At 28.9% G+C, this 25,373-nt stretch carries 23 protein-coding genes and 1 riboswitch; of the genes, 16 read left to right on the forward strand and 7 right to left on the reverse strand.

What is annotated here, in order from left to right:
• Positions 1 to 4 precede the first annotated feature (4 nt).
• From TVTCOM_RS07095 to pflB, 9 genes are all read left to right on the forward strand, one after another.
• Positions 5 to 511 (forward strand): hypothetical protein, encoded by a 507-nt coding sequence (locus TVTCOM_RS07095; RefSeq protein WP_434799149.1) that lies wholly within the window; start codon positions 5 to 7, stop codon positions 509 to 511.
• Positions 512 to 640: 129 nt separating this feature from the next.
• Positions 641 to 1,021 carry a hypothetical protein gene (locus TVTCOM_RS07100; RefSeq protein ID WP_434799150.1) on the forward strand — a complete coding sequence of 127 codons (381 nt, stop codon included), beginning with the start codon at positions 641 to 643 and terminating at the stop codon, positions 1,019 to 1,021.
• Complete coding sequence (locus tag TVTCOM_RS07105) at positions 1,018 to 2,862, forward strand: polymorphic toxin-type HINT domain-containing protein (protein ID WP_434799151.1); 1,845 nt, start codon at positions 1,018 to 1,020, stop codon at positions 2,860 to 2,862. Before TVTCOM_RS07100 ends, TVTCOM_RS07105 begins: the two co-directional genes overlap by 4 nt.
• A gap of 16 nt (positions 2,863 to 2,878) precedes the next feature.
• Complete coding sequence (locus TVTCOM_RS07110; RefSeq protein WP_434799152.1) at positions 2,879 to 3,445, forward strand: imm11 family protein; 567 nt, start codon at positions 2,879 to 2,881, stop codon at positions 3,443 to 3,445.
• A gap of 55 nt (positions 3,446 to 3,500) precedes the next feature.
• A complete protein-coding gene (locus TVTCOM_RS07115) occupies positions 3,501 to 3,878 on the forward strand; it encodes a hypothetical protein (protein ID WP_434799153.1) in 378 nt (125 codons plus the stop codon).
• Between the two features lie 432 nt (positions 3,879 to 4,310).
• Entirely contained in the window at positions 4,311 to 4,700 is a 390-nt protein-coding gene (locus tag TVTCOM_RS07120) for an RHS repeat-associated core domain-containing protein (protein ID WP_434799154.1), read from the forward strand.
• 19 nt (positions 4,701 to 4,719) lie between these two features.
• Positions 4,720 to 5,580, forward strand: a complete 861-nt coding sequence (locus TVTCOM_RS07125; RefSeq protein ID WP_434799155.1) for an MSCRAMM family protein — start codon at positions 4,720 to 4,722, stop codon at positions 5,578 to 5,580.
• A 14-nt stretch (positions 5,581 to 5,594) separates the two neighbouring features.
• Positions 5,595 to 6,455 carry an MSCRAMM family protein gene (locus tag TVTCOM_RS07130; protein ID WP_434799156.1) on the forward strand — a complete coding sequence of 287 codons (861 nt, stop codon included), beginning with the start codon at positions 5,595 to 5,597 and terminating at the stop codon, positions 6,453 to 6,455.
• A 229-nt stretch (positions 6,456 to 6,684) separates the two neighbouring features.
• A complete protein-coding gene (pflB, locus tag TVTCOM_RS07135; RefSeq protein ID WP_434799157.1) occupies positions 6,685 to 8,919 on the forward strand; it encodes a formate C-acetyltransferase in 2,235 nt (744 codons plus the stop codon).
• A 56-nt stretch (positions 8,920 to 8,975) separates the two neighbouring features.
• On the opposite strand, the gene TVTCOM_RS07140 is transcribed toward pflB, so the two are convergent.
• The 3 genes from TVTCOM_RS07140 to TVTCOM_RS07150 are packed head-to-tail and all read right to left on the reverse strand — an operon-like array spanning position 8,976 to position 9,626.
• Positions 8,976 to 9,122, reverse strand: coding sequence for a YvrJ family protein (locus TVTCOM_RS07140; protein WP_434799158.1), 147 nt, complete (start codon positions 9,120 to 9,122; stop codon positions 8,976 to 8,978).
• A gap of 16 nt (positions 9,123 to 9,138) precedes the next feature.
• Positions 9,139 to 9,363, reverse strand: a complete 225-nt coding sequence (locus tag TVTCOM_RS07145; protein WP_434799159.1) for a DUF2922 domain-containing protein — start codon at positions 9,361 to 9,363, stop codon at positions 9,139 to 9,141.
• 41 nt (positions 9,364 to 9,404) lie between these two features.
• Positions 9,405 to 9,626, reverse strand: coding sequence for a DUF1659 domain-containing protein (locus TVTCOM_RS07150; RefSeq protein WP_434799160.1), 222 nt, complete (start codon positions 9,624 to 9,626; stop codon positions 9,405 to 9,407).
• 499 nt (positions 9,627 to 10,125) lie between these two features.
• Here TVTCOM_RS07150 and brnQ point away from each other — a divergent pair, with 499 nt between their 5' ends.
• Positions 10,126 to 11,484 (forward strand): branched-chain amino acid transport system II carrier protein, encoded by a 1,359-nt coding sequence (gene brnQ, locus TVTCOM_RS07155; protein WP_434799161.1) that lies wholly within the window; start codon positions 10,126 to 10,128, stop codon positions 11,482 to 11,484.
• A 198-nt stretch (positions 11,485 to 11,682) separates the two neighbouring features.
• Here the strand turns inward: brnQ and TVTCOM_RS07160 are convergent, their stop codons facing one another.
• Complete coding sequence (locus TVTCOM_RS07160; RefSeq protein ID WP_434799162.1) at positions 11,683 to 12,555, reverse strand: LysR family transcriptional regulator; 873 nt, start codon at positions 12,553 to 12,555, stop codon at positions 11,683 to 11,685.
• A 116-nt stretch (positions 12,556 to 12,671) separates the two neighbouring features.
• Between TVTCOM_RS07160 and TVTCOM_RS07165 the strand changes: the two genes are divergently transcribed.
• The gene (locus tag TVTCOM_RS07165; protein ID WP_434799163.1) at positions 12,672 to 13,211 is read left to right on the forward strand and encodes a prolyl-tRNA synthetase associated domain-containing protein; all 540 of its coding nucleotides are present in this window, start codon (positions 12,672 to 12,674) and stop codon (positions 13,209 to 13,211) included.
• Positions 13,212 to 13,400: 189 nt separating this feature from the next.
• Here the strand turns inward: TVTCOM_RS07165 and TVTCOM_RS07170 are convergent, their stop codons facing one another.
• The 3 genes from TVTCOM_RS07170 to TVTCOM_RS07180 form a co-directional block, all read right to left on the reverse strand.
• Positions 13,401 to 14,456: a ComEC/Rec2 family competence protein gene (locus TVTCOM_RS07170; protein WP_434799164.1), complete on the reverse strand. Its 1,056-nt coding sequence runs from the start codon at positions 14,454 to 14,456 to the stop codon at positions 13,401 to 13,403.
• 159 nt (positions 14,457 to 14,615) lie between these two features.
• Positions 14,616 to 15,941, reverse strand: coding sequence for a sensor histidine kinase (locus TVTCOM_RS07175; protein ID WP_434799165.1), 1,326 nt, complete (start codon positions 15,939 to 15,941; stop codon positions 14,616 to 14,618).
• Between the two features lie 3 nt (positions 15,942 to 15,944).
• The gene (locus tag TVTCOM_RS07180; RefSeq protein WP_434799166.1) at positions 15,945 to 16,682 is read right to left on the reverse strand and encodes a LytR/AlgR family response regulator transcription factor; all 738 of its coding nucleotides are present in this window, start codon (positions 16,680 to 16,682) and stop codon (positions 15,945 to 15,947) included.
• Positions 16,683 to 17,178: 496 nt separating this feature from the next.
• Between TVTCOM_RS07180 and TVTCOM_RS07185 the strand changes: the two genes are divergently transcribed.
• From TVTCOM_RS07185 to cas9, 5 genes are all read left to right on the forward strand, one after another.
• A complete protein-coding gene (locus TVTCOM_RS07185) occupies positions 17,179 to 17,643 on the forward strand; it encodes a GNAT family N-acetyltransferase (RefSeq protein ID WP_434799167.1) in 465 nt (154 codons plus the stop codon).
• Positions 17,644 to 17,721: 78 nt separating this feature from the next.
• The gene (locus tag TVTCOM_RS07190; protein WP_434799168.1) at positions 17,722 to 18,180 is read left to right on the forward strand and encodes a hypothetical protein; all 459 of its coding nucleotides are present in this window, start codon (positions 17,722 to 17,724) and stop codon (positions 18,178 to 18,180) included.
• Positions 18,181 to 18,334: 154 nt separating this feature from the next.
• Positions 18,335 to 19,192, forward strand: coding sequence for a lysozyme inhibitor LprI family protein (locus TVTCOM_RS07195; protein ID WP_434799169.1), 858 nt, complete (start codon positions 18,335 to 18,337; stop codon positions 19,190 to 19,192).
• A gap of 86 nt (positions 19,193 to 19,278) precedes the next feature.
• A riboswitch (Lysine riboswitch) is annotated at positions 19,279 to 19,455 on the forward strand.
• Between the two features lie 129 nt (positions 19,456 to 19,584).
• Positions 19,585 to 21,036, forward strand: coding sequence for an amino acid permease (locus TVTCOM_RS07200; RefSeq protein ID WP_434799170.1), 1,452 nt, complete (start codon positions 19,585 to 19,587; stop codon positions 21,034 to 21,036).
• A gap of 324 nt (positions 21,037 to 21,360) precedes the next feature.
• A complete protein-coding gene (gene cas9, locus TVTCOM_RS07205; RefSeq protein WP_434799171.1) occupies positions 21,361 to 25,371 on the forward strand; it encodes a type II CRISPR RNA-guided endonuclease Cas9 in 4,011 nt (1,336 codons plus the stop codon).
• The last annotated feature ends 2 nt before the right edge of the window (positions 25,372 to 25,373 follow it).

Genomic DNA, 25,373 nt, shown 5'->3' on the forward strand with positions numbered 1-25,373 from the left:
AAATATGGGTAAACAAATTATTTTTTTTATGGATGATGAAGCAGAAAAAGAATTTTTTGAGTTTATAAAAGAATCGGCAGTAGTATTATTTGAAGATGATAATGGATTATTAAAAGTAATTGATACACTACCGAATTCAAATTCTGTAAGACACTGGAGAAAGTTATATATTTATAATGATAAGTTTGGAGATTATACCTTGAATGATTTAGATAATGGAAGAGTATATTTAGATTTATATAAATCACCTGTAATAGAATTTAATAGAACAATCATAAGAGAAAATACCAAAGATATGTCACGTGGGAGATTGTGGTTTGAAAATTCTTTTTATGATGAAGATGAATTAGTTTATAAAGATCCAAACTTAGATAAATTATACCAAAAACTATGTAGATGGATAAGAAAAAAGATACCTAAAGTTGAGGTAAATGCTAAAAATGGAATTAAGAAAGAATATATATCTAAGCCACTAATTAATTTAATAGAAAGTGGATATGAAATATATTAAATACATAAATACTTGTCTGTATTATAAATCTAAAAATTATTTCTCTAGAAGTAATTATTTGTAAATATTATACATTTAAATAAAAATTTAGTTATTGCATAGCAACTACATTTGCTATGCAATACTTTTTTGAATGTAATTATATTTATAAGTTTTACAAGAGTAGTGGTTATTATTTATATTGATAGTAAAAGTTACGAAGACTCACCTAGCACAATAGTAGATGAACTACGTGAATATGAATACGACAAACTTGGTAGACTTATAGAAACAAATATAAGTGATAATGTGTCAAATTCAATAAGTAGCACTGTTTATACTTATTACAAAGTAGGTAACAGAGTCAAAGAAGCCAAAGATGGAAAAACAACTACATACACACATAACTCACTAAACCAGTTAGTTTCAAGTGTGGAAGTTGGATCAGAAGATTCAAAAGATGGAAGTGAAGAATCAACTGAGGATGAGGGAGAATCCCACATCACACTATCCAATAAAAATTCGCTTTGATCATATCGCCAACGTCTAAGTCTTCGCTATCGCTTCAGACTCATCCCGTTGCTCAAGCTTATACTTATGATTTAAATGGAAATCAGCTAAGAGAATCAGATAGTATAACAAATGAAGTAAAATGCTACACTTACGATGCAGCAAACCGCATGGACAATGCCATGTTTACAAAAGCTGGTATAGTAACATTAAATCAAGTAAATACTTACAATGGAAATGGACAAAGAGTTGAAAAATCAGAAAATGGTCAATCAACTAAGTACTATTACCAAGACGATTCAGTACTTTATACAACTGGTAAAGCTGATACATCAACAGAATTGGAAGAACCGGAGAATGTTGAAAAACTTACTGGAGTAACTAGCCTTAACCTAATGGGAGCTAGTGGAAATGCCATCGCCACAGTTAGAGATATTTCAAGCAACGAAGGTGAAAAATACTACTTCTACAACAAGGACATGCGTGAAAGTACGACAAACCTAGTAAACGTAGAAGGTAAAAGTGAAGTATCTTATGAATACACTGATTTTGGTGAAACTGAAATAAACAGTGATGAAAACTTCTACAACGAAATCTGTTACACAGGTGGAATTTACGATAATAAAACAGGACTGTATTATTTGAATGCAAGATACTACAATCCTGAAGATGGAAGATTCTTAACAGAAGATACTTATCGTGGAGAATTCACAGACCCAAGTAGTTTACATCTATATGCTTATTGTGCAAATAACCCAATATCATATACAGATCCGAGTGGTCATTTCCCAATTTTGCTCGCAATTGATGCTGCATGGGGGGCATATGATGGATATCAGTATGCTAAGAAGAAAAACCTAAAAGGTTGGAAAAAAGCAGGAGCTATAGTTGGTGGAGCAGTACTTGGAACAATAGACCCATTTAAAGCACTAAAAGTAGGCAAAGTTTTAAAACGAGTTGCTAAAATAGCCAAAAAAAGTAAGAGCACAAAGGCTATAGCTAAGAGAGTTTATAGGGTTGCAAGGAAAACTAGAGTAGTTGCAAAAAGGTCTTATAGAAAAGCAAGTAGAAAGGTTACCAAAACATATCGTACGGTTAGATGTAAAATAACTAAAAAAGGTTGTTTTACAGCAGGAACTTTAATATCAACTGAAGGCGGATTAGTTCCAATAGAGGATATTGAAGAAGGCGACCTGGTATGGGCACAAAATCCAGAAACAGGAGAAGTAGCCCTTAAAAAAGTAGCACAAACTTTTGCAAAAGAAACAGATACAATACTTTATATTAAAGTAGCGGGAGAAGTTATTGAGGCTACTGAACAGCATGTGTTCTATATTGATGGCGTAGGCTGGATACCAGCAAGTATGATTGAAGAAGGGGATGTAGTAGTTCTTCAGTCAGGTGATAAGTCTACAGTTGAGAAGATAGATAAAGTAGTTCACAATGAACTGATAAGGGTATATAACTTCGAGGTTGAAGATTTCCATACATATTTTGTATCTGATGCTAGTGTGTTGGTGCATAATGATTATTCAGGGGTAAGGAGAAAAAAGGTCAAAGCGTCTAAGCCTAATCAAATACATCATTTTGCAACTAATAAAAGCTCAAAGTATACAAACTCTTTTAATAATATAACAAGTAAATATAGCCTTAATTTAGATGGAGATTGGAATAAAGCTAGTCTACCACATCAAGGAAGGCATCCATACGCATATCATGAATTTGTACTTAATAAAATGAGAGAATTTGATCGTGTTGCAAATGGTGACAAGAGTAAGTTTTTAACGTTATTTAATCAGTTAAAAAAACAAATAAGTGATAATCCAGATATGCTATATAAAGCTTATTGGAATAAAAAATAGGTAGTAGGAGGTCAAAATGAAATATTATGAATTAATGTATAACCATAGAAATTCACATAACTGTATTAGTTGTGAAAAAGGAAATTTAGGTAAAATAAATGAATATATAGTTACTATAGGTCAATATATATACAATTGGGAAGATCATATTGAATTTAAGTATAATCCAAATAACGGAGAATTATTTACTGATTATTTATTTAATATTTATGGGTGGTTGGTTGTATCAGATAAATTTATTGGTTTATGTGATGAATATATTAATGCCGATGTTCAATATCTGAACATAAATATAAAAAATGAATTAGATAATAGTATTACATCATCATATAAAGTTATTAATATATTAGATATTGTAGATGCAATTGAATTAGAGCATTCAGATTATAGTGAATTTGAATTAGATAACGAAAAATTTATATCAATTACTAAATATGCAATAAACGGTGAAAAGGTAAGTGGACATCATATTTTTAGATTAAAAAATAGTACTATACCAATATTTATTTCTGAAAAAATTAAGTCTGTTATTGAACAAAATAATCTGACAGGATTTGACTTTTTAGAAATAAAGAGTTTATAAAAATAAAATAGATATAGTTGTATTAAATATTAGAATAATAGGAGAGATAGTTATAATGCTTACAAAAAAGTTTTATGCATGGTTAAATAATCATTTAGAAAAAATGCCACTAAATGTTATTGCTCTAAACTTTAATTTATATGAAGGTGAATACAAGACATATGATATTCAATTAATTGGATCAGATATATTTAATGAGGAAGATGATGATTGGGCATGTGATGAAATATTTTCCACGGAAGAAAGTTTATTTTCTATACCAATATATGATGATATATCAGATTGGAGAGAGAGTATGACATTTATAAAAGAAATGATAAAAGAGTACATGAAAGTAGGAGAATACTCTAATAAGCTAATCCAATTACAGGCAGTTGGATTAGGATTTGTTGATGGAGATATTGAATTAATATACTTAAACAACAATAAATAGTGAATACTTTAGATATACATAAAAATGAGGAAGTAAAATACAAAAGATAAGAATCCTAAATTTTAATTCAAATACTATTAAGTAAAAAAATATGGAGAATATGTGTAACTATATTTAGTTTTGCATATTCTCTTTTATTTAATTGGAAAGTCAAGTTATTTCTTAATTTGACAAATACTTCGGGTTTAATAGTTAATTAGCTTGTGAATTATGTCATTATTTAAATTATATAAAATCATATAAAAGATTATAGAGATTGAAGTTGGATCGGAAGATTCAGCAGATGGAAGTGAAGAATCATCAGATAATGGAGAGTCCCACACCACAATATCAAATAAAAGCTATACTTATGATTTAAATGGAAATCAGCTAAGAGAATCAGATAGTATAACAAATGAAGTAAAATGCTACACTTACGATGCAGCAGACCGCATGGATAATGCCATGTTTACAAAAGCTGGTATATTAACATTAAATCAAGTAAACGTAGAAGGTAAAAGCGAAGTAGCTTATGAATACACTGATTTTGGTGAAACTGAAATAAATGGTGATGAAAACTTCTACAACGAAATCTGCTACACAGGTGGAATTTACGATAACAAAACAGGACTATATTATTTGAATGCTAGATACTACAATCCTGAAGATGGAAGATTCTTTTTATTATTAATAAAAAGGCTCAATATGAACTATAACCTGAACACTTTTATTAATCTTTTCTCTTATAATATCTTCAATATCATGATTTTTAGTTATAGTAGATTTAGCACTTTTTATGTAGAAATTTCATATATTATAGTGGCTTATTATAAGCTAGTATAATATAAATGGAGTTGATATTATGGAAAATATTGATAAATATAATTTAAAACAGAGTACAGTATCCCCTATAATTGGTACAGAAGAATTAACTAAGGACTTACAATTAAGTCTAAGCCCTACTTCACAAGAAGGTATATTAACTGGTACTGTGATTACTACAGGAGATGTGCCTGTTCCTGGCGCCACTGTTAAGGTATTTGATTCTAATAATATACCTATAGCCCATGATACTACAAATGAACAAGGAAAATTCAATATACCTAACCTTGTTAAAGGGTCCTACCTGGTTACTGCAGCCAAAGATGGTTATTTAACACCTACATCTACATCTGTAGCTATTGTTGCAAATAGGCCAACAAATATAACTATAAATATTCTACCTGATCCAGATGCAGCACTAAATACGTTATATGGTAAAGTAAGAGAAGCATCTACATTAAATCCTATTGAAGGTGCAATTGTAAATATATATAACGTTGTAGGTGGAGAAGAAACTATTGTTACAACAACTAGAACTAATAGTACAGGACAGTATCTTGCACCGAATCTTGTAGACGGTGATTATACTGTTAAAGCAAACAAACAAGGATACGATGAGTCTGTAAGTCAAATTATTAGTTTATCAGATGATGAATTAGCTAATTTGAATATTAGCATGACAATTGAACCTCTAGCAAATACAGGTACAATAAGTGGATTTATTAGTGATGAAACTACACTAGTTGGTATACCTAACGCTACTGTCGCATTATATTTAGTTAATGGAGGTACAGAGACAATAGTGCAATTGACTAAAACAAATGCTGCAGGAAGATATTTGTTTGGTAATGTTGTTGAAGGAAATTATCTTGTAAAAGCATTGAGTCAAACGACTGAATAAAGGCGGGTGATTTTGTGGTTATAAAAGATATATTTTTACTACAGCAATCAGATGAATTCTTTGTAAATCCTAGAGAAGAAGTCACTATATATCTATCTTTAACTAGGGTTCCTGTTATCCCAAACACAATGCTTACAGGGACTGTATGTAGTGACACTGGGTTCCCAATACGTGGTGCAATAGTAAAAGTATTTAGCGTAGACTATGTTCCAATAGAGCATACAATAACAAATGATTTTGGGAATTTCTGTTTTAAAAATATTCTTCCACCAGGCAAGTATAATATAATTGCAACAGCAGATGATTACAGAGTTTCTAATGCCTATCAAGTTAATATTTGGCCAAACAATAGAGTATCATTATGTATAAATCTTTATAAAAACGATATTCTTAATTCAGCAACTTTATATGGTATTGTCAGAGAAGAGATAGGTACAACAATCTGTGATGCTACTGTTATAATATCAGATTACGATAATCCTAAAAAAACTATTGCTATTACTCATTCTAATAGTGATGGAGAATATTTAGCTTATGGATTAAAGGCAGGTAAGTATTGGGTTTTAGCAAGTAAGAAAGATTATGTATTCTATGAAAAAATACTTGTTTCAATAGATACTAAACAAATTTTAAATCTAGATTTATTTTTATATGAGGTTATTGATTCTAGAAAAGGTACAATTAGTGGACAAATAACTAGTAAAGGCATAGCAGTTCCTTATGCAGTTGTAGGTCTTTATAGTATAGATGGTAATAAACATACATTGATTCAAATTAAAGAATCAAACAATGAAGGTATGTATTTATTTGCAGATGTAGCACCTGGTAAATATTTGGTAAAATCAAATAAGGCTAGCGTTGAATTGTGTGAGTAATATAAGTTTTTAAACTATCCCATGGATCTATGTTTCCACTGCTTTAGTTTAATAGACAATTAAAGAGCCTTCTATAAATACATATATTGTAATTTATAGAAGGCTAATTTTATTTTTATTTTCAAAATTTAACCTATTTTATCATTAAATAATAATATGCAAATTTGGGGATATTTATTATTAGGATAAAAATTTATTTATAACATAAAGATGAAAGGATAAATTAAAAATGGAAGTAAATGCTTGGAAAGATTTTAAAAATGGAATTTGGCAGGACAAAATAGATGTTAGGGATTTTATACAAGGCAACTACTGCCCATATGAAGGGGACGGTAAATTCCTAGCAAGTGCTACTGAAAATACTAAAAAATTATGGGAGCAAGTACTAGAATTAAATAAAAAAGAAAGAGAAAATGGTGGAGTATTAGACGTGGATACTCATACTGTATCTGGTATAAATGCTTATAAAGCAGGATATTTAAATAAAGATTTAGAAACAATAGTAGGTTTCCAAACGGATGAACCATTTAAAAGAGCAGTAATGCCTTTTGGTGGTATAAGAATGGTGGAAGCTGCTTGTGAAGCTTATAATTTTAAGCTAGATGAAAAAATAAAAGAAATATTTACTAAATATAGAAAAACTCATAACCAAGGTGTATTTGATGGATATACAAAAGAGATGAGATTAGCAAGAAAGGCTGGAATTATAACAGGTCTTCCAGATGCTTATGGTAGAGGTAGAATAATAGGAGATTATAGAAGAATTGCTCTATACGGTGTGGATAGATTAGTAGAAGTTAAAATACTTGAAAAAGATGAGCTAGACAGTGAAGAAATGACAGAAGATGTAATTAGATTAAGAGAGGAATTATCAGAACAAACAAGAGCCTTAGAACAATTAAAAGAAATGGCACAGTCTTATGGATTTGATATTTCAAAGCCTGCAACTAATGCAAAAGAAGCTATTCAATGGTTATATTTTGGATTTTTGGGAGCTATAAAAGACCAAAATGGTGCTGCCATGTCTTTAGGTAAAACTTCCACATTTTTGGATATTTATATTGAAAGAGATATAAAAGCAGGTTTAATTACAGAAGAACAAGCACAAGAAATGATAGATCACTTTGTTATGAAATTAAGACTAGTTAAATTCCTAAGAACTCCAGACTACAATGAGTTATTCTCCGGGGACCCAACTTGGGTAACAGAAAGTATTGGTGGTATGGGTAGTGATGGAAGAACTTTGGTAACTAAAACTTCTTTTAGAATGTTAAATACACTTTATACACTAGGACCATCACCAGAGCCAAACTTAACAGTTTTATGGTCTACTAAATTACCACAAGGATTTAAAGATTTTTGTTCAAAAGTTTCCATAGATACAAGCTCAGTGCAATATGAAAATGATGACTTGATGAGAGATTACTATGGAGATGATTACGCCATAGCATGTTGTGTGTCAGCCATGAATCTTGGTAAGCAAATGCAGTTCTTTGGCGCTAGAGTAAACTTAGCTAAAACATTACTTTATACTATTAATGGTGGAGTAGACGAAAAGTTAGGAATACAAGTGTCTCCTGATTTAGGTAAAATAGACAGCGAATATTTAGATTATGATGAAGTAATGGAAAAATTTGAACATTATACTGATTGGTTAGCAAAACTTTATGTAAACACATTAAATGTAATTCATTTTATGCATGACAAATATTGTTATGAACGTTTACAAATGGCACTACATGATAGAGATATAGTTAGAACTATGGCTTGTGGTATAGCAGGATTATCAGTTTGTGCAGATAGTTTATCAGCTATTAAGTATGCTAAAGTTAAACCTATAAGAAATGAAAAAGGTATAGCTGTTGATTACCAAATAGAAGGAGAATTCCCTACCTATGGAAATAACGACGACAGAGTAGATAGCATAGCTGTATATTTAGTTGAAAGTATGATGAACAAAATAAGAAAAAATAAAACTTATAGAGATGCTATTCATACTCAATCTGTTCTTACTATAACTTCAAATGTGGTTTATGGTAAGAAAACAGGTACAACACCAGATGGTAGAAAAGCAGGAGAACCTTTTGCACCAGGAGCCAATCCAATGCATGGAAGAGATAAAAGTGGTTCATTGGCATCCTTAGCATCTGTTGCCAAGTTACCATATAATCATTCCATAGATGGAATATCAAATACTTTCTCAATTATTCCAGATGCTTTGGGTAAATCAGGAGAAGAAAGAGTAAGAAATTTAAGTAACTTAATGGATGGATACTTCTCACAAGAAGCTCATCACTTAAATGTAAACGTACTTGTTAGAGAAACATTAATTCATGCTATGGACCATCCAGAAGAATATCCTCAACTTACTATAAGAGTATCTGGATATGCAGTAAACTTTATCAAGTTAAGCAGAGAACAACAAATGGATGTAATCAATAGAACTTTCCATGGAAAGATGTAATTAAATAGAAAATATAAAAAGTGCGTATCTTCCAAAGGAAAATACACACTTTCTTTTTACTTATTTATTTTGATAATATTGTTGGATAGCTCATTTATACTATCAGTCAAAGCTTGCAACTTTCCTTCGATTCTCACCAATAAATAGATAGAAATAGCAATGGGAAAACCAAGATTTGCTATGATAGATTGAATATTATCCATATATATCACCTCAAAACTATACTTCCAAATCGTACTCAGTAGTTGTAGAATCAACTACCTTAGCAGATACACAAGTGACTATGTCATACCCCTTTGGTTGGAAGATATTTTTATCTTTTATTAAGTTCATAGCATCTATTATTTCCTGTTCCTCCAGGTCTGCCCTTGGATCTTCAACAGTAAGAGAAAAGCTATTACCTAAAGCGTTTTTGAACATCATTACAATTTTTTTTTCATCCATATTTTAACCTCCTAAAAATTAATTAAGTAAAGATAATTTTACTACTCTGATAAAGAAGAGTTGTCCACTCTGTTTGTGCCAGTTAAAGTGTGTTGTTGCATAGCTGCTAGAGCATTTACTACAGCCATAATATCATCGTTTGAAGCACCTGATTTTATACTTGAAAAAGTCTTAGTTTTTACTATTCTGTCTCCATTTAAATCTGTACCATGATCAAATTTAACCTTTACTGATGAAGCATTGGGAGTTGAAACTACTGCCATATTATTACCTCCTTAAATTTTCTGGCAAGGATATATCATTGGCCATATGAGCCTTGCCAATTTTATTTGTGAGCTCACTTTCTATTTAAATAATAGTTGGGAAATTAAAAATAAAGTTGAAAAAAATATTTAGAAGTTTTAGGAGAAGAAAAAATAAGTTAGAGAAGGTCAACTTAAGATATAACAACAAAGTCATCATTTAGATGAAAGGGGATAGACAAATTAGAAGATTTAGTGGGAATAGCAAATAGCAACATAATACCTGCTGAAGATATAGATCGTACATTTGTTATTTATCCAGAAATAGATAAAGATAAATATATAGACAAGCAAAAACACTAGCCATATTATTCGAGGATAAACCGTTTAATATGGCTAATCTTTTTAGAAAGATAGACATATAGTTTGTTATATGATAGAAGTAAATTTTTACTAAAAGTCTACCAAAAGAATATGGATATTAATAGTATAAAATAATTAAAATAATGGGAGGATGAAAATGAATAATAATTTGAACAAGAATGGCGACTTGAAATTACCAGCTTTGCTTATGATGGGAGGAGCATTATTCTCAATGCATTTTGGGGCATCTAGTATGGTATGGCCTATGAACTGGGGCAAAGAAAGTGGTTCATCTGTATTTCTTGCATTTTTAGGTGCATTTATAACATCATTGCTACTTACATTACTTGCCTACATTGCTTTATCAAGAGGAAATGGCAGCTATAGTAAACTAGCCACTCGTATTCTAGGTAAAAAACTAGGTACATTTTACACAGTGATAACAATAGTTATTCTTGGACCACTATACGCTATACCTCGTATGAGCGCAGCGGCATGGGATTCAATCGTTCAAGCCTTTGGATTAAATCCAGGATCTAAGCTACCTTTGATTATATTTACAGTTATATTTTATATAGTAACTTATTTATTTTTAGTTAGTCCAGGCAAAACAATGGACCGTATTTCTCAGATTCTTTTTCCACTACTTCTTATTATAGTAATAATTGTTGTAGGAAAAGGACTTATGGATCCCATATCACAACCTGTAGCAAAAACATATGAAGGTTCAGCATTTTTCTATGGTTTTACAAATGGATATGCAACAGCAGAGATACTTTGCGCCCTAATATTTGGTGTAGTTATATTAAACAGCCTAAAAGAAAAGGGTGTTAGCGATGATCGTATGAGTAAAAATATTATTAGAGTAGGTATAGTAGGAATTTCACTTTTAACTATTACTCATCTATGTCATATGTTAATAGGAGCTTCAACAGGTGGGACAATTGATTTAGATTACACAGCTCTTTATACAGCAGTTTCTATGCAACTATTAGGCAAAATTGGTGGATTATTATTTTCAACAGCATTATTCTTTGCAGCACTTACTACTGCCATAGGAATGACTTCAGGATGTGCAGAATTTTTCGTAGACATAACAGATGGGAAAATTGAATATAAGAAAATATCTATTTCAATATTAGTGTTAAGCACAATATTTGGATGCATGGGTCTTTCATCTATTCTTGAATTTTTAGGACCAATACTTGATGGAATTTATCCAGCTGCAATCGTACTAGTAATATATTATGCACTTATGCCAAATAACCAAAGTGAAAGAAATTTAAAAGCATGTTGCTTTGCAATGACAACAGCATTAGTTTTTGGAATGATTGATACAATTTACTCTTATGGAATTAAATTAAATATAGATTTAGGTATTATAAATAGTTTATACGAGATACTTCCTCTATCATCTGAAAAACTTGCATGGGTTCCATGGACAATACTTGCTGCAATTATAGGATATTTTGTGTTTAGAACTGATAAACACAAAATAGGTGAGGTTGTTAACTAAAAATTATAAGCCAAATAATTTAATTGTAATTAAGGCCATATGAAGAATTCAAAGCCTGATATAAAGGTTCCCTAAATTTTTTTAATAAATCAAAATAAAAACTAAAAGATCTATATTTGATTATTAATATAATAACAATATAATATCTTTTAGTTTTTGTTTTTGAAAAAATCTATTGTATATCTAATTTGAATAACTTTAAATTTTTCTACAATCTAAATACTCTAAAAACTTTTTAACAGCAAGAGAAGAATTCTTCATATCTTTTAAAGCAACTCCTATTTTTCTAAAAGCAGGAACATCCAGCTCCTTAGTTACAATTTTATATGGGATACGCTGTAAAATAAGCTTTGGAAGAATACTTATACCAAGGTTACTTTCCACCATGGACATGATCGAATAGTCATCCCATGTTGTAAAATAAACATTGGGAGAAATATTGTGTTTGTGTAATAAATCTGAAACCTCTGTATTAACGCCTTTTTCCAACAGCATAAATGGATAATCACATATTGATTCTATGGGGAAGAAATCCAAGGAAGCTAGTGGATGATTTTCTGGCAAAACAGCTAGAAACTTATCTTCTTCTAAAAAAATAGTATCAAACTCATTATGAGTTGGCAAAGAAATAAATCCGCAGTCAACACGTCCCTCAATTATCCAATTTTCAATTTCATTATAGTCACCAAGAAGCAATTCATAATCTATATTTGGATAGTCTTTTTTGAAGGCTTTAATAATATTTGGAAGCCAGTGAGTTGCCACACTGGAAAAGGTACCTATTCTAATAAGTCCTGATTCTAGATTATTTAATTCTTCCACTTTATTTTGCAGTTTTTCGTAATCTTCACATATATTTTTAGCTAAAGGGAATAATTTATATCCATCAGAAGTAAGTCTAACCCCTGAACGATCACGCAAAAGAAGTGATACACCCCACTGTTTTTCCAAATCGTTAATCATACGACTGATTCCAGATTGAGAATAATTAAGTATCTGGGCAGCCTTTGAAAAACTACCCTTCTCAACAGTTATAACAAAGGCCATAAATTTTTGGATATTCATATCCATAGAAGTTCAACTCCTTATATCTGTTTTTGTCATACATTTCATGATAAATATTCGTATTTGTAATTTATAACTTTATGATAAACTATGGATATGAAATTTTCAAGGGAAAGGACTAAATGATTATGTTTTATGTAAGTGATATTAAGACGTCGTCTCCAAGTGAGTATTCTACAGAGCTACAAAAGGAAACCTATGAAATATTGGAAAGACTAAGCATTTTTTATGAGCGTGTAGAGACAGATGAGGCAATTTCAATGGAAGATTGTATAAAAATAAATGAAAAATTAAATATGAAAATGGTAAAAACCTTATTTTTATGCAATCGCCAACAAACAAATTTTTATCTATTTATAACAGAGGGAGATAAACAATTTAAATCAAAGGATTTTAGTAATGCTTTAAAAATATCTCGTGTTTCTTTTGCACCATCAGACTTGATGGAAAAAATGCTGGGAACAAAAATAGGTGCAGCCACAGTTTTTAGCACAATTCTTGATAGAAATAATAATGTTCAAGTTGTGTTTGATAAAGAAGTTGTCAACGAGGAGTATTATGGTTGTAGTGATGGTACTACTAGAGGATATTTGAAAATTAAAATTAATGATATTGTAGAAAAATTTTTACCTTTTACAAGACATGAGCCATTTATAATATGAAAATATAATCTAAATAACAAATTCTAACTTATTTTTTATTGGAAAAGGATGGAGAGTTTTTATGAAAGTGATTAAACTTAGTGAAATTAGTTAATTTATAGCAAGAGGAGAAACTCAGTTTCTCCTCAAAAACCCCATGGGGTGCAGTTCTTGACCACTTTTGTGAAGAACATGCTAATTTAGAAATTGCTAATAACAAATCTTACAAGGAACATATCCTTTACTCTCTGCTTGTCTTTTGGTCATTTTAATAGCGCCCTTCATTCCGTGAGCAGTAGAAGTTTTATGATATTTATTTGAACTAGAACTTCCACCATTACAATAAACATAGCTACCCGTAGGTTTTGAAGGACTATCTGTTTGGGAATCTCCAGCTTTAGTACTGCCTATCTTTTGGGAACTATTTTTATTTGTACTTATCCACCATTTACTACCTGTAGCATAAACACTTATATTTCCATTTCTGTCTGTTCTGTAAACACCTATATTTTTATCATATGACTTATATCTATTAAGTGCAGCTTTATTAGGATGTCCATACTTATGACCATCAGTACTTATTATTATTTTCTCTGGATCATATTGTTTTATAAATGATGTAGACGATGAACCAGATGAACCATGGTGAGGCACTTGAACAATATCACAGTTATATTTCTTACCTGCTGATTCTGCTCCTTTTTCTGCATCTCCTGCAAGTAACATTTCTAAATTGCCATAATCTATATATGTCATAACACTATCTTGATTATCTGTTGAATAATTAGTTGTACTCTGTACAAATTGTATTGTGGCTCCATTTGAGTTTATTTTAGTTCCTGATTTAGCACTATACTTTTTACATCCAGATTCCTTATTAGCTAAACTTATTACATTTTTAGCAGTCTGAGTAGAATAAGCTACATCTGTTGGATAATAGAATTTTTTTACTTTCATTCTTTTAAATACTTCTTGAAGTCCTCCAACATGATCAGCATCTGGGTGTGTGGATATAACATATTCTAAATCCATACCTTTTTCTTGTTTAAGTAGATGGTTGACTACTTTTTTACCATTACTTGTAGTACCTGCATCAATTAACATATCTGTACCATCAGGTGTTTCAATATATATTGCATCACCTGCACCTACATCAATAAACTCAACTTTCATAGTTTGTTTTGCTGTAGCAGGAACTGGTATTAAAACTCCTACTGATAATGTCAAAGCTAGTAATAATGATTTTACTTTTTCTTTTAATTTCACTTAAAATCCCCCCTCTATAAAAATACACATTTAAATTATAGTCTATATTTATAGAGTATTTAGTAAGTTTTTGTCATTTAACCAAAAATAATCTATTAAGAAATGTGATTCTTGACGACTTTTGTGAAGAACATGCTAACTATTGATTAAAAATTATACTTATAGCTTACAATTATTTATAAATAAAATAGTAGAAAACCAACCATTTTCAAAACTACAAGATAAGCTGGAATTATACTTTTGGGTAAATGCTTTTACAGAACGCATGCCAATTCCATGACCCAAAGAAGATGTAACAGGAAGATTATCTTTACCAAATTCAACTTTTCCATCAAATCTATTTTTTAGTCTAAATGCTAAAGTTCCATTTGAGTATTTTGAGCTTATTTCAATAATTTTATCTTCCTTTGATTTTTGTTTTAAACTGGCATTAAGAGCATTCTCCATAAGGTTTAAAATAACAACGGCTAAATCTGTAGTATCGATGTTTAATTCACAAGGAATATCTATTTTTGTAACTACCTTAATACCATTCTCACTTGCTTTTTCAATATAAGCAGACAAAGAAGCGTCAATAATTGGATTTTTGCAAAATGAAATTATATTAGTTTTTGATAGATTATTGCTTATATTATCAATAATATTATTAATTTCATTGTAATTGCCTTTATCTAACATACTTTTTATTAAATATAAATGATGTCTCATATCGTGTCTAAGTATGCTCAAACTTTCCTTATTTTTTTCAATATTACGTAAACGATTGTTTAAGTTAGAAACCTGAAGCTTTAGAAGTTGATTATTGTGAAGAATGTCAACTTTACCTTTCTTTTCCATAAAATTAAGAGTAGTACATTTAAATATGGCAAAACAAGCAATAAATGTTAGCATACGAGATATTAACTGATTAATTCTATTTATCCATTCATTATTCATAGTTAGTATTGCATCACTGAAAAAAAGACAAAATGGTATAATCCATAATACATTCCAATAATGTGAGTTTTCCTCTTTCATATAAATCATAAAGGTATCTTTTAAAACTTCAACAAGAGGATAAATAGTAACTGCAAATAAAAGCAAAAACAACATGGACTGTAAGAAAAACTGACAGTAAATTGATTCACTTGAAAAAAAGTATGATTGTATAAAAGCTACTATAGTATGCAAAAATAAAACATAAATTGATTGCATACCTGAAATAAACATATGTTGAAAAAATTTTGATTTAATTATTATACAATTTATAAGTATAAAAATAATACCTCCTAAAATAACGGCTTTTTTAAAAGCAAAAATTCTCATACCATTTTTATTAATTAAGAGAAAAAGTACAATAGTTTCCATAATCAAAAATATTAAATATGTGGCAAAAAGTAAATTTCTTTTCTTTGTGTTTAGCTCCTTATGAAAAGGCAAATATCTTATGATAATACCTGGAATTTGTGTTAAAGAAATTGATAGAGCCGTGATAAAAGTACTCATATACTAAAGGCCTCTTTTCTTTAAAAAATATTCAAAATAAATATCTTTAATAGTAGATTTTTTACGTTTAGTAATTGGAAGAATTTCTCCATTTGTTAATATAAAATCATCATTTTCTATCCTATCTATATGATCCATATTCACAACTATTCCCCTAAAACATTCAATAAATCTTTTATCACTAAGTAGGTTTTCGCAGTAATTACTTAAACTTTTATTGGAAACAAGAGTAGTATTTGTCATATGAAATTTACTGATTCTACGCTCACAATCTACATACATAATGTTGGAGAAAAGTAAATTTATTGGTTTTTTATTAATGATTATTTCTAAGGATGATGTGTCTAATTTTAAATTTTCAAGACAATAATCAAGAGCAGTAAATAGTTTGTCTTTGTTAAGTGTGATTGGTTTGATAATGTAAAACACTGCTTTAACTTCAAAACTATCAAGTACATGATCACTACTTGAGGTCAAAAAAATTATATTACAAGATTTATCAGCATTGAAAATTTTTCGAGCAGTTTCCATGCCTGTAATATTTTTCATATATATGTCTAAAATTATAATGTCATAATAATTAGGTTTAAATACTGATAAGAAATCTTCCCCATTTTCAAACTCATCAATTTTCAAATCCATTTTGTTAAGTTTTGTAAATCTTTCTAAGAAGAACTCATTTATAATATTTTTAACATCAGTTCTATCTTTCATTAAATCATCTATAATAGCTATTCTCATATTACCCCCCATAATAATTAGAATACTTCATATAAATTTTAGCATAAATTTGTGTTTCGGTGCAAAATATTGCTTCTGAGTGCAATAATATGGAAAAAATAAGAAAATTTCATTATTATATTTTATATAGAATTCTATGGTAACTAATTATGGGGATAATATGAACTAATGATAAATCATAAATGATGTATGGGGATTAAAAATCAGATTTATCTTTAGTCAAAAGTTTAAAAATTGAGTTGGGTAACATTAAATCAAGGGGAATTACATGAACGCCAATAAAAGGAAAGGAACTATTGCAAATGGGGATTAGCAATAGTTTCTTTTAGTTTGATTATACTGAAAATGAATAAGTCATAAGTTTTTATTAAGCTATGTTTTATATATGAGAAACATAGCTTTTGTATTTTTGGCGAAATTTTACAGTATTTTTTAGAAGTGATATAATAAGGTCGGACATAAATATGCAAAAGAAAAGATAAGAGGAGATTGCATTATGGATATAAGAGTTATAAAAGGGAATATGAATTATATAAATGATTGCGAAGATGCATTAGTAAATTCTGAGCTTGGGGAAAAATATTTTCAAAATGAGGGAAGCGCCAAAAAATCATTGGAAGAGGGAATTACTAAAGGGGAAATATACATTGCAATAGACAATAATAATAGGTGTAAAGGATTTATATGGATTATTGAAAATGGAGCATTTCACTCTTTTCCTTATATACATATGATTTGTGTGAAAAGAGAAAGTCGCGGTCTTGGTATAGGCAAAATTCTCTTAAATTTTGCAGAGAGTTTTTGCAGTGAAAATTATAAAAAGCTATTTTTAGTAGTAGGGGATTTTAACTGGGATGCAAAGAGATTGTATGAAAAATTAGGATACTGCCAAATAGGTGACATACCTGGTTTGTACAGAGATGGCATAACAGAATGTCTGATGATGAAGTCTATAGAGTAATATAAAAATCTATGTATAAAGTAAGTAAATAAATGGACGTATAGAAATATACATGAGATATAATAGGGAGATAAAAATATGTTAAAAGAGATAAGAATAGGGGAAAAATTTTCTTACTTAGAAAATGATTACAGATTATGCTGCATGGGTGAAGGAGATTTTGAAACTGCTGAAAAGACTCTTCAATATTTTTTAGGGGTTTTGGAAGAGGAAGAAAAAAGCTTGATAGGTTTTGATGATAATGACCTTATTAGTGTTTTCAAAGCTCATGGAAAGAAAATTATTTACTTCTACGAAGATAGGAACCTACACTGTGAAGACAGAATAGCATTTGTAAAAGAAATGAGAGCTAAGTTTCCAGGAAGTGTTATTCATATAATAATAAATAGTGGAGAATCATGTGGCTTAAATGATGTGAATGAAAGATGTAAGGAAATTATGGAGTTTAATGATAAGCTTGGGGGAGATATGTACTTACATAATGTTGTAAATAAAAATATAGATAAAATATCTACAAAAATACTTGTTGGTGTTTAAATAATAAATCAATAATAAAAAAGTCTGAGTAATTAATTTTCTCTTAGGCTTTTTTGTTTGCAAATAAAAATAATGTAATGTTAATTGTTGGGTGATAAAAATCATATAAATTATAAATATAGAAATATTTGTAAAGCAAGAAGGGATTGAGTAAATGAAAAAAATAATAATTCTATTGGTTACCGTAAGTATATTTCTTGTGGGAGGTAGTAAAAAACATGATATTTCATCTTATGATAAATATTTAAAAGAGGGAAAAAAAGCAGTTGCAAATGAAGAGTATGATAACGCAAGGAACCTTTTTAGTTTAGCAAAAGAGGAAAATAAAAATAAAGAAGAAGCTGATGCACTTTACAAGCAAACAAACAATTTAGTAGAAGCAATTGATTCTAAGGAGAAGAAACATTATGATGTGGCAATACAGTTATGCCTATCAATAGAAAGAATAAAGAGTGAAAGTAACATAATAAAAAGTGTTGCTAAGGATTTAAAGAAAGAGTGTGAAGACTTAAAGAATAATCCTACAAAAGAAGATAAAAAGGAAAAAGAAGAAGAAAAAGAAGATAAAGAAGATAAAAAGGAAAAGGAAGAAAAAGAAGTAACTAAAGAGAAAAAGGAAACAGTAAAGAGCAGTGCTGCAGCTACAAAAATTATAAATGATTATAATAAAAAAGCAAAAGAAGCAGAAAATTTAACTACTAAAGAAAATGGTACTTATAGATACCAAGCCAAATTAATAGATATTTTAAGATCTTATGATACTAATGATTTAGAAAGTGCAAAGACAGTTTATGAATTAAGCGATAAAATGTTAAATAATTTATATAAATCACTAAAAACAGATTTGGATAAAGATTCATTTAACAAGTTGAAGAGAGAACAGATTCAATGGCTTGATGAAAAAATGGCAAAGGAGAAGGGCTTGAGCAAGGATAAACTTTTTATGTATCAAAGTCTTGCCCTAGTTACTATTAACAGATGTGAGAAGTTTAATGAAAGATATTATAAGTAAAAAAATAATTATATAATTAAATAAAAACATATTTACAAAATTAATTTCACAGTGTATAATCAGAACATAAATTCAAATTAAGATATAAAAAAGATAGTGGAGCGGTAATTAATAGTACTAGTAATGAATAAAAGCAGGATGATTTATTAGGAAAGGAAGTATCGCCGAAGTTGTATAACTGAGGCTAAAAGGTTGTATAACTAGGGGTACAGAGAATATCTGTATCACTATCACAAATTATTTTGTGGTGAGCTATCATTTAAAGGATATTTATAATACCAAGTGCATATACTATAATATAGACATAGTATATTCACTTGGCATTTTATAGCCTTGAGTGTAAGCTCAGGGCTTTTTTTTGTTGAAAATATTCATCGTAGAGGAGAGACATTATGGGAGAAAATAAAAAAATTAAATTATGGGCATTAGTAATGCTTATATTTGTTCCAACATTTGGTTTTACTAACATTGCAAGTAATGCAGTATATTTAGGGGCAACGGCTATACCTTCATGGGTGATAGTATCTGTACTATTCTTTTTACCACTTTGTGGAGTAATAGCAGAAATGGCATCTTTTAACAAAGATAAAGACGGTGGAATTTATACTTGGGTAGGACAAGCACTAGGCGAAAAATGGGCATTCATAAGTACTTGGTCTTATTTTATAGGTATACTTTTCTATTTACAAATGGTATTTTCAAGAATACCTGTGGCAGCATCATGGGCTTTACTTGGAAGAAATGTATTTACTGATTCTAATGCTTATTTATTACCCATATTATCAATATTTATATGTATAGCTATGACTTATATAGCAACAAGAGGTGTAAGTAAATTCTCTAAGTTGGCTGATTTTGGTGGGAAATTTACGCTAGCAGCAACAGTAATATTTATAGTAATGGCTATAGTTGGATATTTTACTGGAACACCTTCTGCAACTGAATTTAGTGCGGAAACAGTTGTTCCAAAATTTAATGTAAGTTATTTCGCAACATTTTCTTGGTTACTATTTGCAGTATCAGGTTCAGAAGTTGCAGGAACTTATATAAAAGAAACAGAAAATCCTAAAAAGACATTCCCAAAAGCTATGGTTATAGCAACTATACTTATAGCATTATCATATATACTTGGTTCTGTGGCTGTACAATTAATAGCATCAGCAGAAGTTTTGGAAAGTGCTGGTATAAAAGATGCAGGATATGTGGTTTACAGTATAGTAGCAAATAACTTTGGAATAAATGGAAAAGTAGTAGCTCAAATATATGCAGCCATATTCTTAGTAACATCAATAGCAGCTTATATAATATGGATGGAATCTCCAATAAGAGCTATGTTTGGAGAAGTTCCAAAAGGAACATTCCCAGAATTTTTAGTTAAGAAAAGAGAAGACGGAACATTGGTAAACGCCCTATGGACTCAATGTGCCATATTAGTAGTACTAATAGCTATACCACTATTTGGACTAAAGTCTATAGATGCATTCTTTAAGTTGTTAACAGATTTATCAGCTTTAACAGTTGTTATACCTTATATAATTCTTATGTGTGCATATATGGTATTTAGAAAAAATAACAAAGGTATGGATTTTAAATTCTTTAAATCAGATGTACTTGCCTACACTTTAGCAGGAATAGCTTTAGTATTATCTTGTGTAGGATTTTTGGGAGCAGGTCTAGACTATGTAATGGGATCTACTGGGACAGAGGCTATTATTTTGATTGTAAAAACGTATGGAGGACCGTTGATTCTTATAGGTATGGGACTTGTTATAAGATTTGTATCTCAAAAGTCTTATAATAAATCAAATGCTGATAGAGTGGAAGAGAAGAATGATGTTGCTTAAGATGTTTGATGTTAGATAAATAGTGATAATTGAAAGCGTGTATTTTCTTGTTGGGAAATGCATGCTTTCTTTTTGTTTTATAACAATTAAATTCATATAAAAAATATAATATGGTATATTTTGTATTTTATAAAACTATTTTGCTATAATTTAAATATAAAATAAAAAAAGTTGCTTCCGAAAGCAACTTTTTAATCCTCTAAAGGATAATCTTAATTAAAAGACAATTAGTCTAAAGACTTATTTTAACTCGTTATGTTATTTTAGATGGTATTAACATCTAATAATATTATATTACTTTTAAAAAGGGAGTGCAATAAAATTATGGGGAATTATAATATAGGATTAGATATAGGTACACATTCTGTGGGCTGGGCAGTAACAGATGACAATTACAATATATTGAAATTTAAAAAGAAAAATATGTGGGGAGTAAGGCTTTTTGATGAAGGGGAAACAGCAGAAAATAGAAGAATAAATAGAAGTACGAGAAGAAGGCTTAATAGAAGAAGAGAAAGAATAGCTTTACTTCAACAATTATTGGGAAAAGAAATAGAAAAAGTTGATAAGGCATTTTTCATAAGGCTTAAAGAATCATTTTTATATTTAGAAGATAGAAAGGATAAAGTAAGCAAATCAAATTTATTCGTTGGCAAAGAATTTTCAGATAAAGAATATTATGATAAGTATCCTACCATATATCATCTAAGAAAAGAACTTATTGAAAGTCCTGAGAAAAAGGATGTAAGATTAGTGTATCTTGCACTTCATCATATAATTAAGTATAGAGGAAACTTTCTTTATGAAGGACAAACCTTTGATAATATAACAGGAAACATAGAGGAAACTATACAAGAGTTAATAGATGAAGTATATAGATTAGAAATAGCAGATATTAAATTAAATCCAGTGGAAATAAAAGAAATTATATCAAATAAAGATAATAGTAGACAAAAGAAAGTTGATAAATTAGTTAATGGAGAAAAAATATACAAAAATCAATTGAAAAATATATTTAATGGATTAGTAGGATTAAAAGTAGATTTAAGTAAAATATTTACAGAGATAGTTTTTGAAGAAGAGATTAACTTTAAGTTTTCCGATGAAGATATAGATACAAAACTAGATAAAGGAAGATCAGTACTAGGAGATGACTGTACTTTATTAGAAATAATGGAAAAAATATATAGTTGGTCAGTGATGGGCAATATACTAAATGAACAAGAATATATTTCATTTGCAAAGGTAGAAGGATACAAAAAATACAAAAAAGAACTTAAAATGCTTAAAGATTTGATATCTCATTATGACAGAAAACTTTATAAAGAAATATTTAAATCTAAAGAAGAAGAAGTTAATTATCCAACCTACATAAAAAATAAAGATAAAAAGTTAAAAAATAATGATATAAAAACAGTACAAGGTAAGTTTTATGATACGGTTAAAGGATTTATTGAGAACAAATTAGAAGATGGCTACTTAATAGATGAAAAGAAATCTATTCTAAAAGAAATAGAAAATGATAACTTCTTAATTACTCAAACGACAAAGGATAATGCAGCCATACCATATCAGTTAAATGAAATGGAGCTTATAAAAATACTAGAAAATCAAGGTAAGCATTATCCATGTATAGAAGAAAACAAAGATAAAATCTTGAGACTTCTAAACTTTAGAGTGCCTTATTATGTAGGTCCATTAAATACACATAGTAACTTTGCTTGGGTAGAAAAGATAAAAGGTATGGAAAATGAAAAAATCTATCCCTGGAATATGGACAAGATAGTAGATATAGACGCTTCAGCAGAGGAATTTATAAAAAGAATGACTAATAAATGTACATACTTAACAAACAAAGATGTGTTACCTAGAAACTCTTTATTGTTTGCAGATTATATGTATTATAACGAAATAAACAAAATAAAAATTAATAATAAAAACTTAGATAATAAACTAAAAGAAGATTTGAGAGAAAAGGTATTTTTACAAAAGAATACAGTATCAGAAAAAGATATAGCTACTTGGTACAAAAATAATCACCAAATGAGTAGTGGAGAGTGTAATGTAACAGGGTTACAAGGAGATAAAAAAGCTGCATCTTCATTAAAACCATATAGAGATTTTATAGAAGTATTCGAAGAAATAAATCCATCTAACAGACAAATTATAGAAAATATCATAGAATGGCTTACTGTATTTGAAGACAAGAAAATAGTTGAAAGAAAAATAGAAAAAGAATATCCTCAAATAGCACAAGATAAAGAAATGATGAAAAAAATCTTAAAATTAAAATATAAGGGATGGGCAAGACTTTCGAGAACACTTCTAAATGGTATATATATAGTAAATTCATACCAAAGAAAAATGACTATAATAGATATTCTAAAAGAAAAAGATTTAAACTTTATGCAAATTATAAATAATAAAGAATTTGGATTTGACAAGATAATAAAAGAAGAAAATAAGTTAGAAGATAATACTAAAATAACTTATGATAATTTGATAAAGGATTTACAAGGATCTCCAAAAATAAAAAGAGGAGTATGGCAAAGTATAAAGATAATTGAAGAGATAGTCAAAATAATGGGAACATACCCTAAAAATATATTTATAGAATTTGCTAGAGAAGATGAAGAATCTAAGAGAACTAGTTCGAGAAAAAGTAAATTAGAAAAATTATATGCAGATTTAGGTGAAGAATATGATGAGTATATAAATGAGGATGCAAGAAAAGAACTAAAAGATAAAAAAACTGTTATTGATACTAAGGTAAAATTATTGTATTTTATGCAACTTGGTAAGTCTATGTATAGTAGAAAACCATTGAAATTTGACCAACTAAGATCTTACGAAATTGATCATATTATATATCAATCATTAATAAAGGATGATAGTATAGACAACTTAGTTTTAGTTACAAAGGAAGAAAATCAAATGAGGTCTAATCAAACTATGCCAGTTAATTTTGTATCTGATGATACAAAATTATGGTGGGGATTATTAAAAGAAAAAGGTCTAATGAGCTCTAAGAAATATAACAACTTGATGAAAGGCCAATTAAATAGATATGAAGAACAAGGATTCTTAAACAGACAATTAGTAGAAACTAGACAAATATCAAAGCATGTAACAAATATACTAATAAACTGTTATGAAAAGGAAGGAACAAAAGTTGTTCCAGTAAAAGCAAGTCTAGTAGATGACTTTAGAAAACAATTTGATATATACAAAAACAGGGAGATAAACGACTATCATCATGCAAAAGATGCACTAGTTACAAGTGTCATAGGTAATTATATACTTAATAAATTTCCTGGTTTAGAAAAAGAGTTTGTTTATAATGAGTACAAAAAATATAGTAAATATGAAGATAACAGAGTAAATAAGTATGGATTTATAATAGGCTCCATGAATAAAACTTATGAAAAGGATGGAAAACTTGTTTGGGAAGAAAATAAAACAATAGATAAGATAAAAAAACAGTTAAACTATAAGGATTGTAATATTACAAAACGTGTTTGTGAAAATAAAGGCGAACTGTTTAATGGTACTATCTATAAAAAGGCGAGCTATGATGAAAGTGTAGATAATAAGATACCAATAAAGAAAAATATGGATGTTAAAAAATATGGATATTATAAAAATGAGCAAACAGCATACTCATCTATAATACAATATAAAAATAAAGGTAAAATAGTTAAGGAACTAAGAAAAGTTCCAGTTAGGTTCAGTAACCAAATAGGAGATTCAAAAGAAAAATTAAAGGAGTATTTTGAAGAAGTAGAGAAATTAGAAGATGTTAAAATACTTAAATTTAAGGTTTTAAAATATCAATTATTTAAAAATGACAAGGGTATTTTCTATTTGGCTTCAACAAGATACAAATTATGTAAAAATAAAGAAGGAATAATTTCTTTTAAACCAGAAAGTGAATGGCATAATGCAAAACAATTACTTTTGGAGAGTGATTCAGAAGAAATTATATATAAAATGTCTAATAAAAAATATATCAAAAGTATTACACAAGAACAATTGATAGAAGTATTTGATAAAATAATAGAAAAAATAGATTTACACTATTTAATTTATAAAAACTTAATAAAAAAAATAAAAATTAAAAGAGATAAATTTATAGAACTTAATATTGAAGAAAAAGTAGAAATAATTCAAGAATTATTGAAGCTTACAAAGGCCAATGCAGAAAAAGCTAATATGTCATTAATTAAGGAATCAAAAGAATTTGGAAAACTTAATGGAAAGACAATGAATATTGAAGAAACAACTTTTATATATCCATCTATAACAGGACTTTATGTAAGAGAGGAAAGATATTAAGT

This window comes from Terrisporobacter vanillatitrophus (assembly GCF_051148895.1).
Taxonomy (GTDB): Bacteria; Bacillota; Clostridia; order Peptostreptococcales; family Peptostreptococcaceae; genus Terrisporobacter; species Terrisporobacter vanillatitrophus.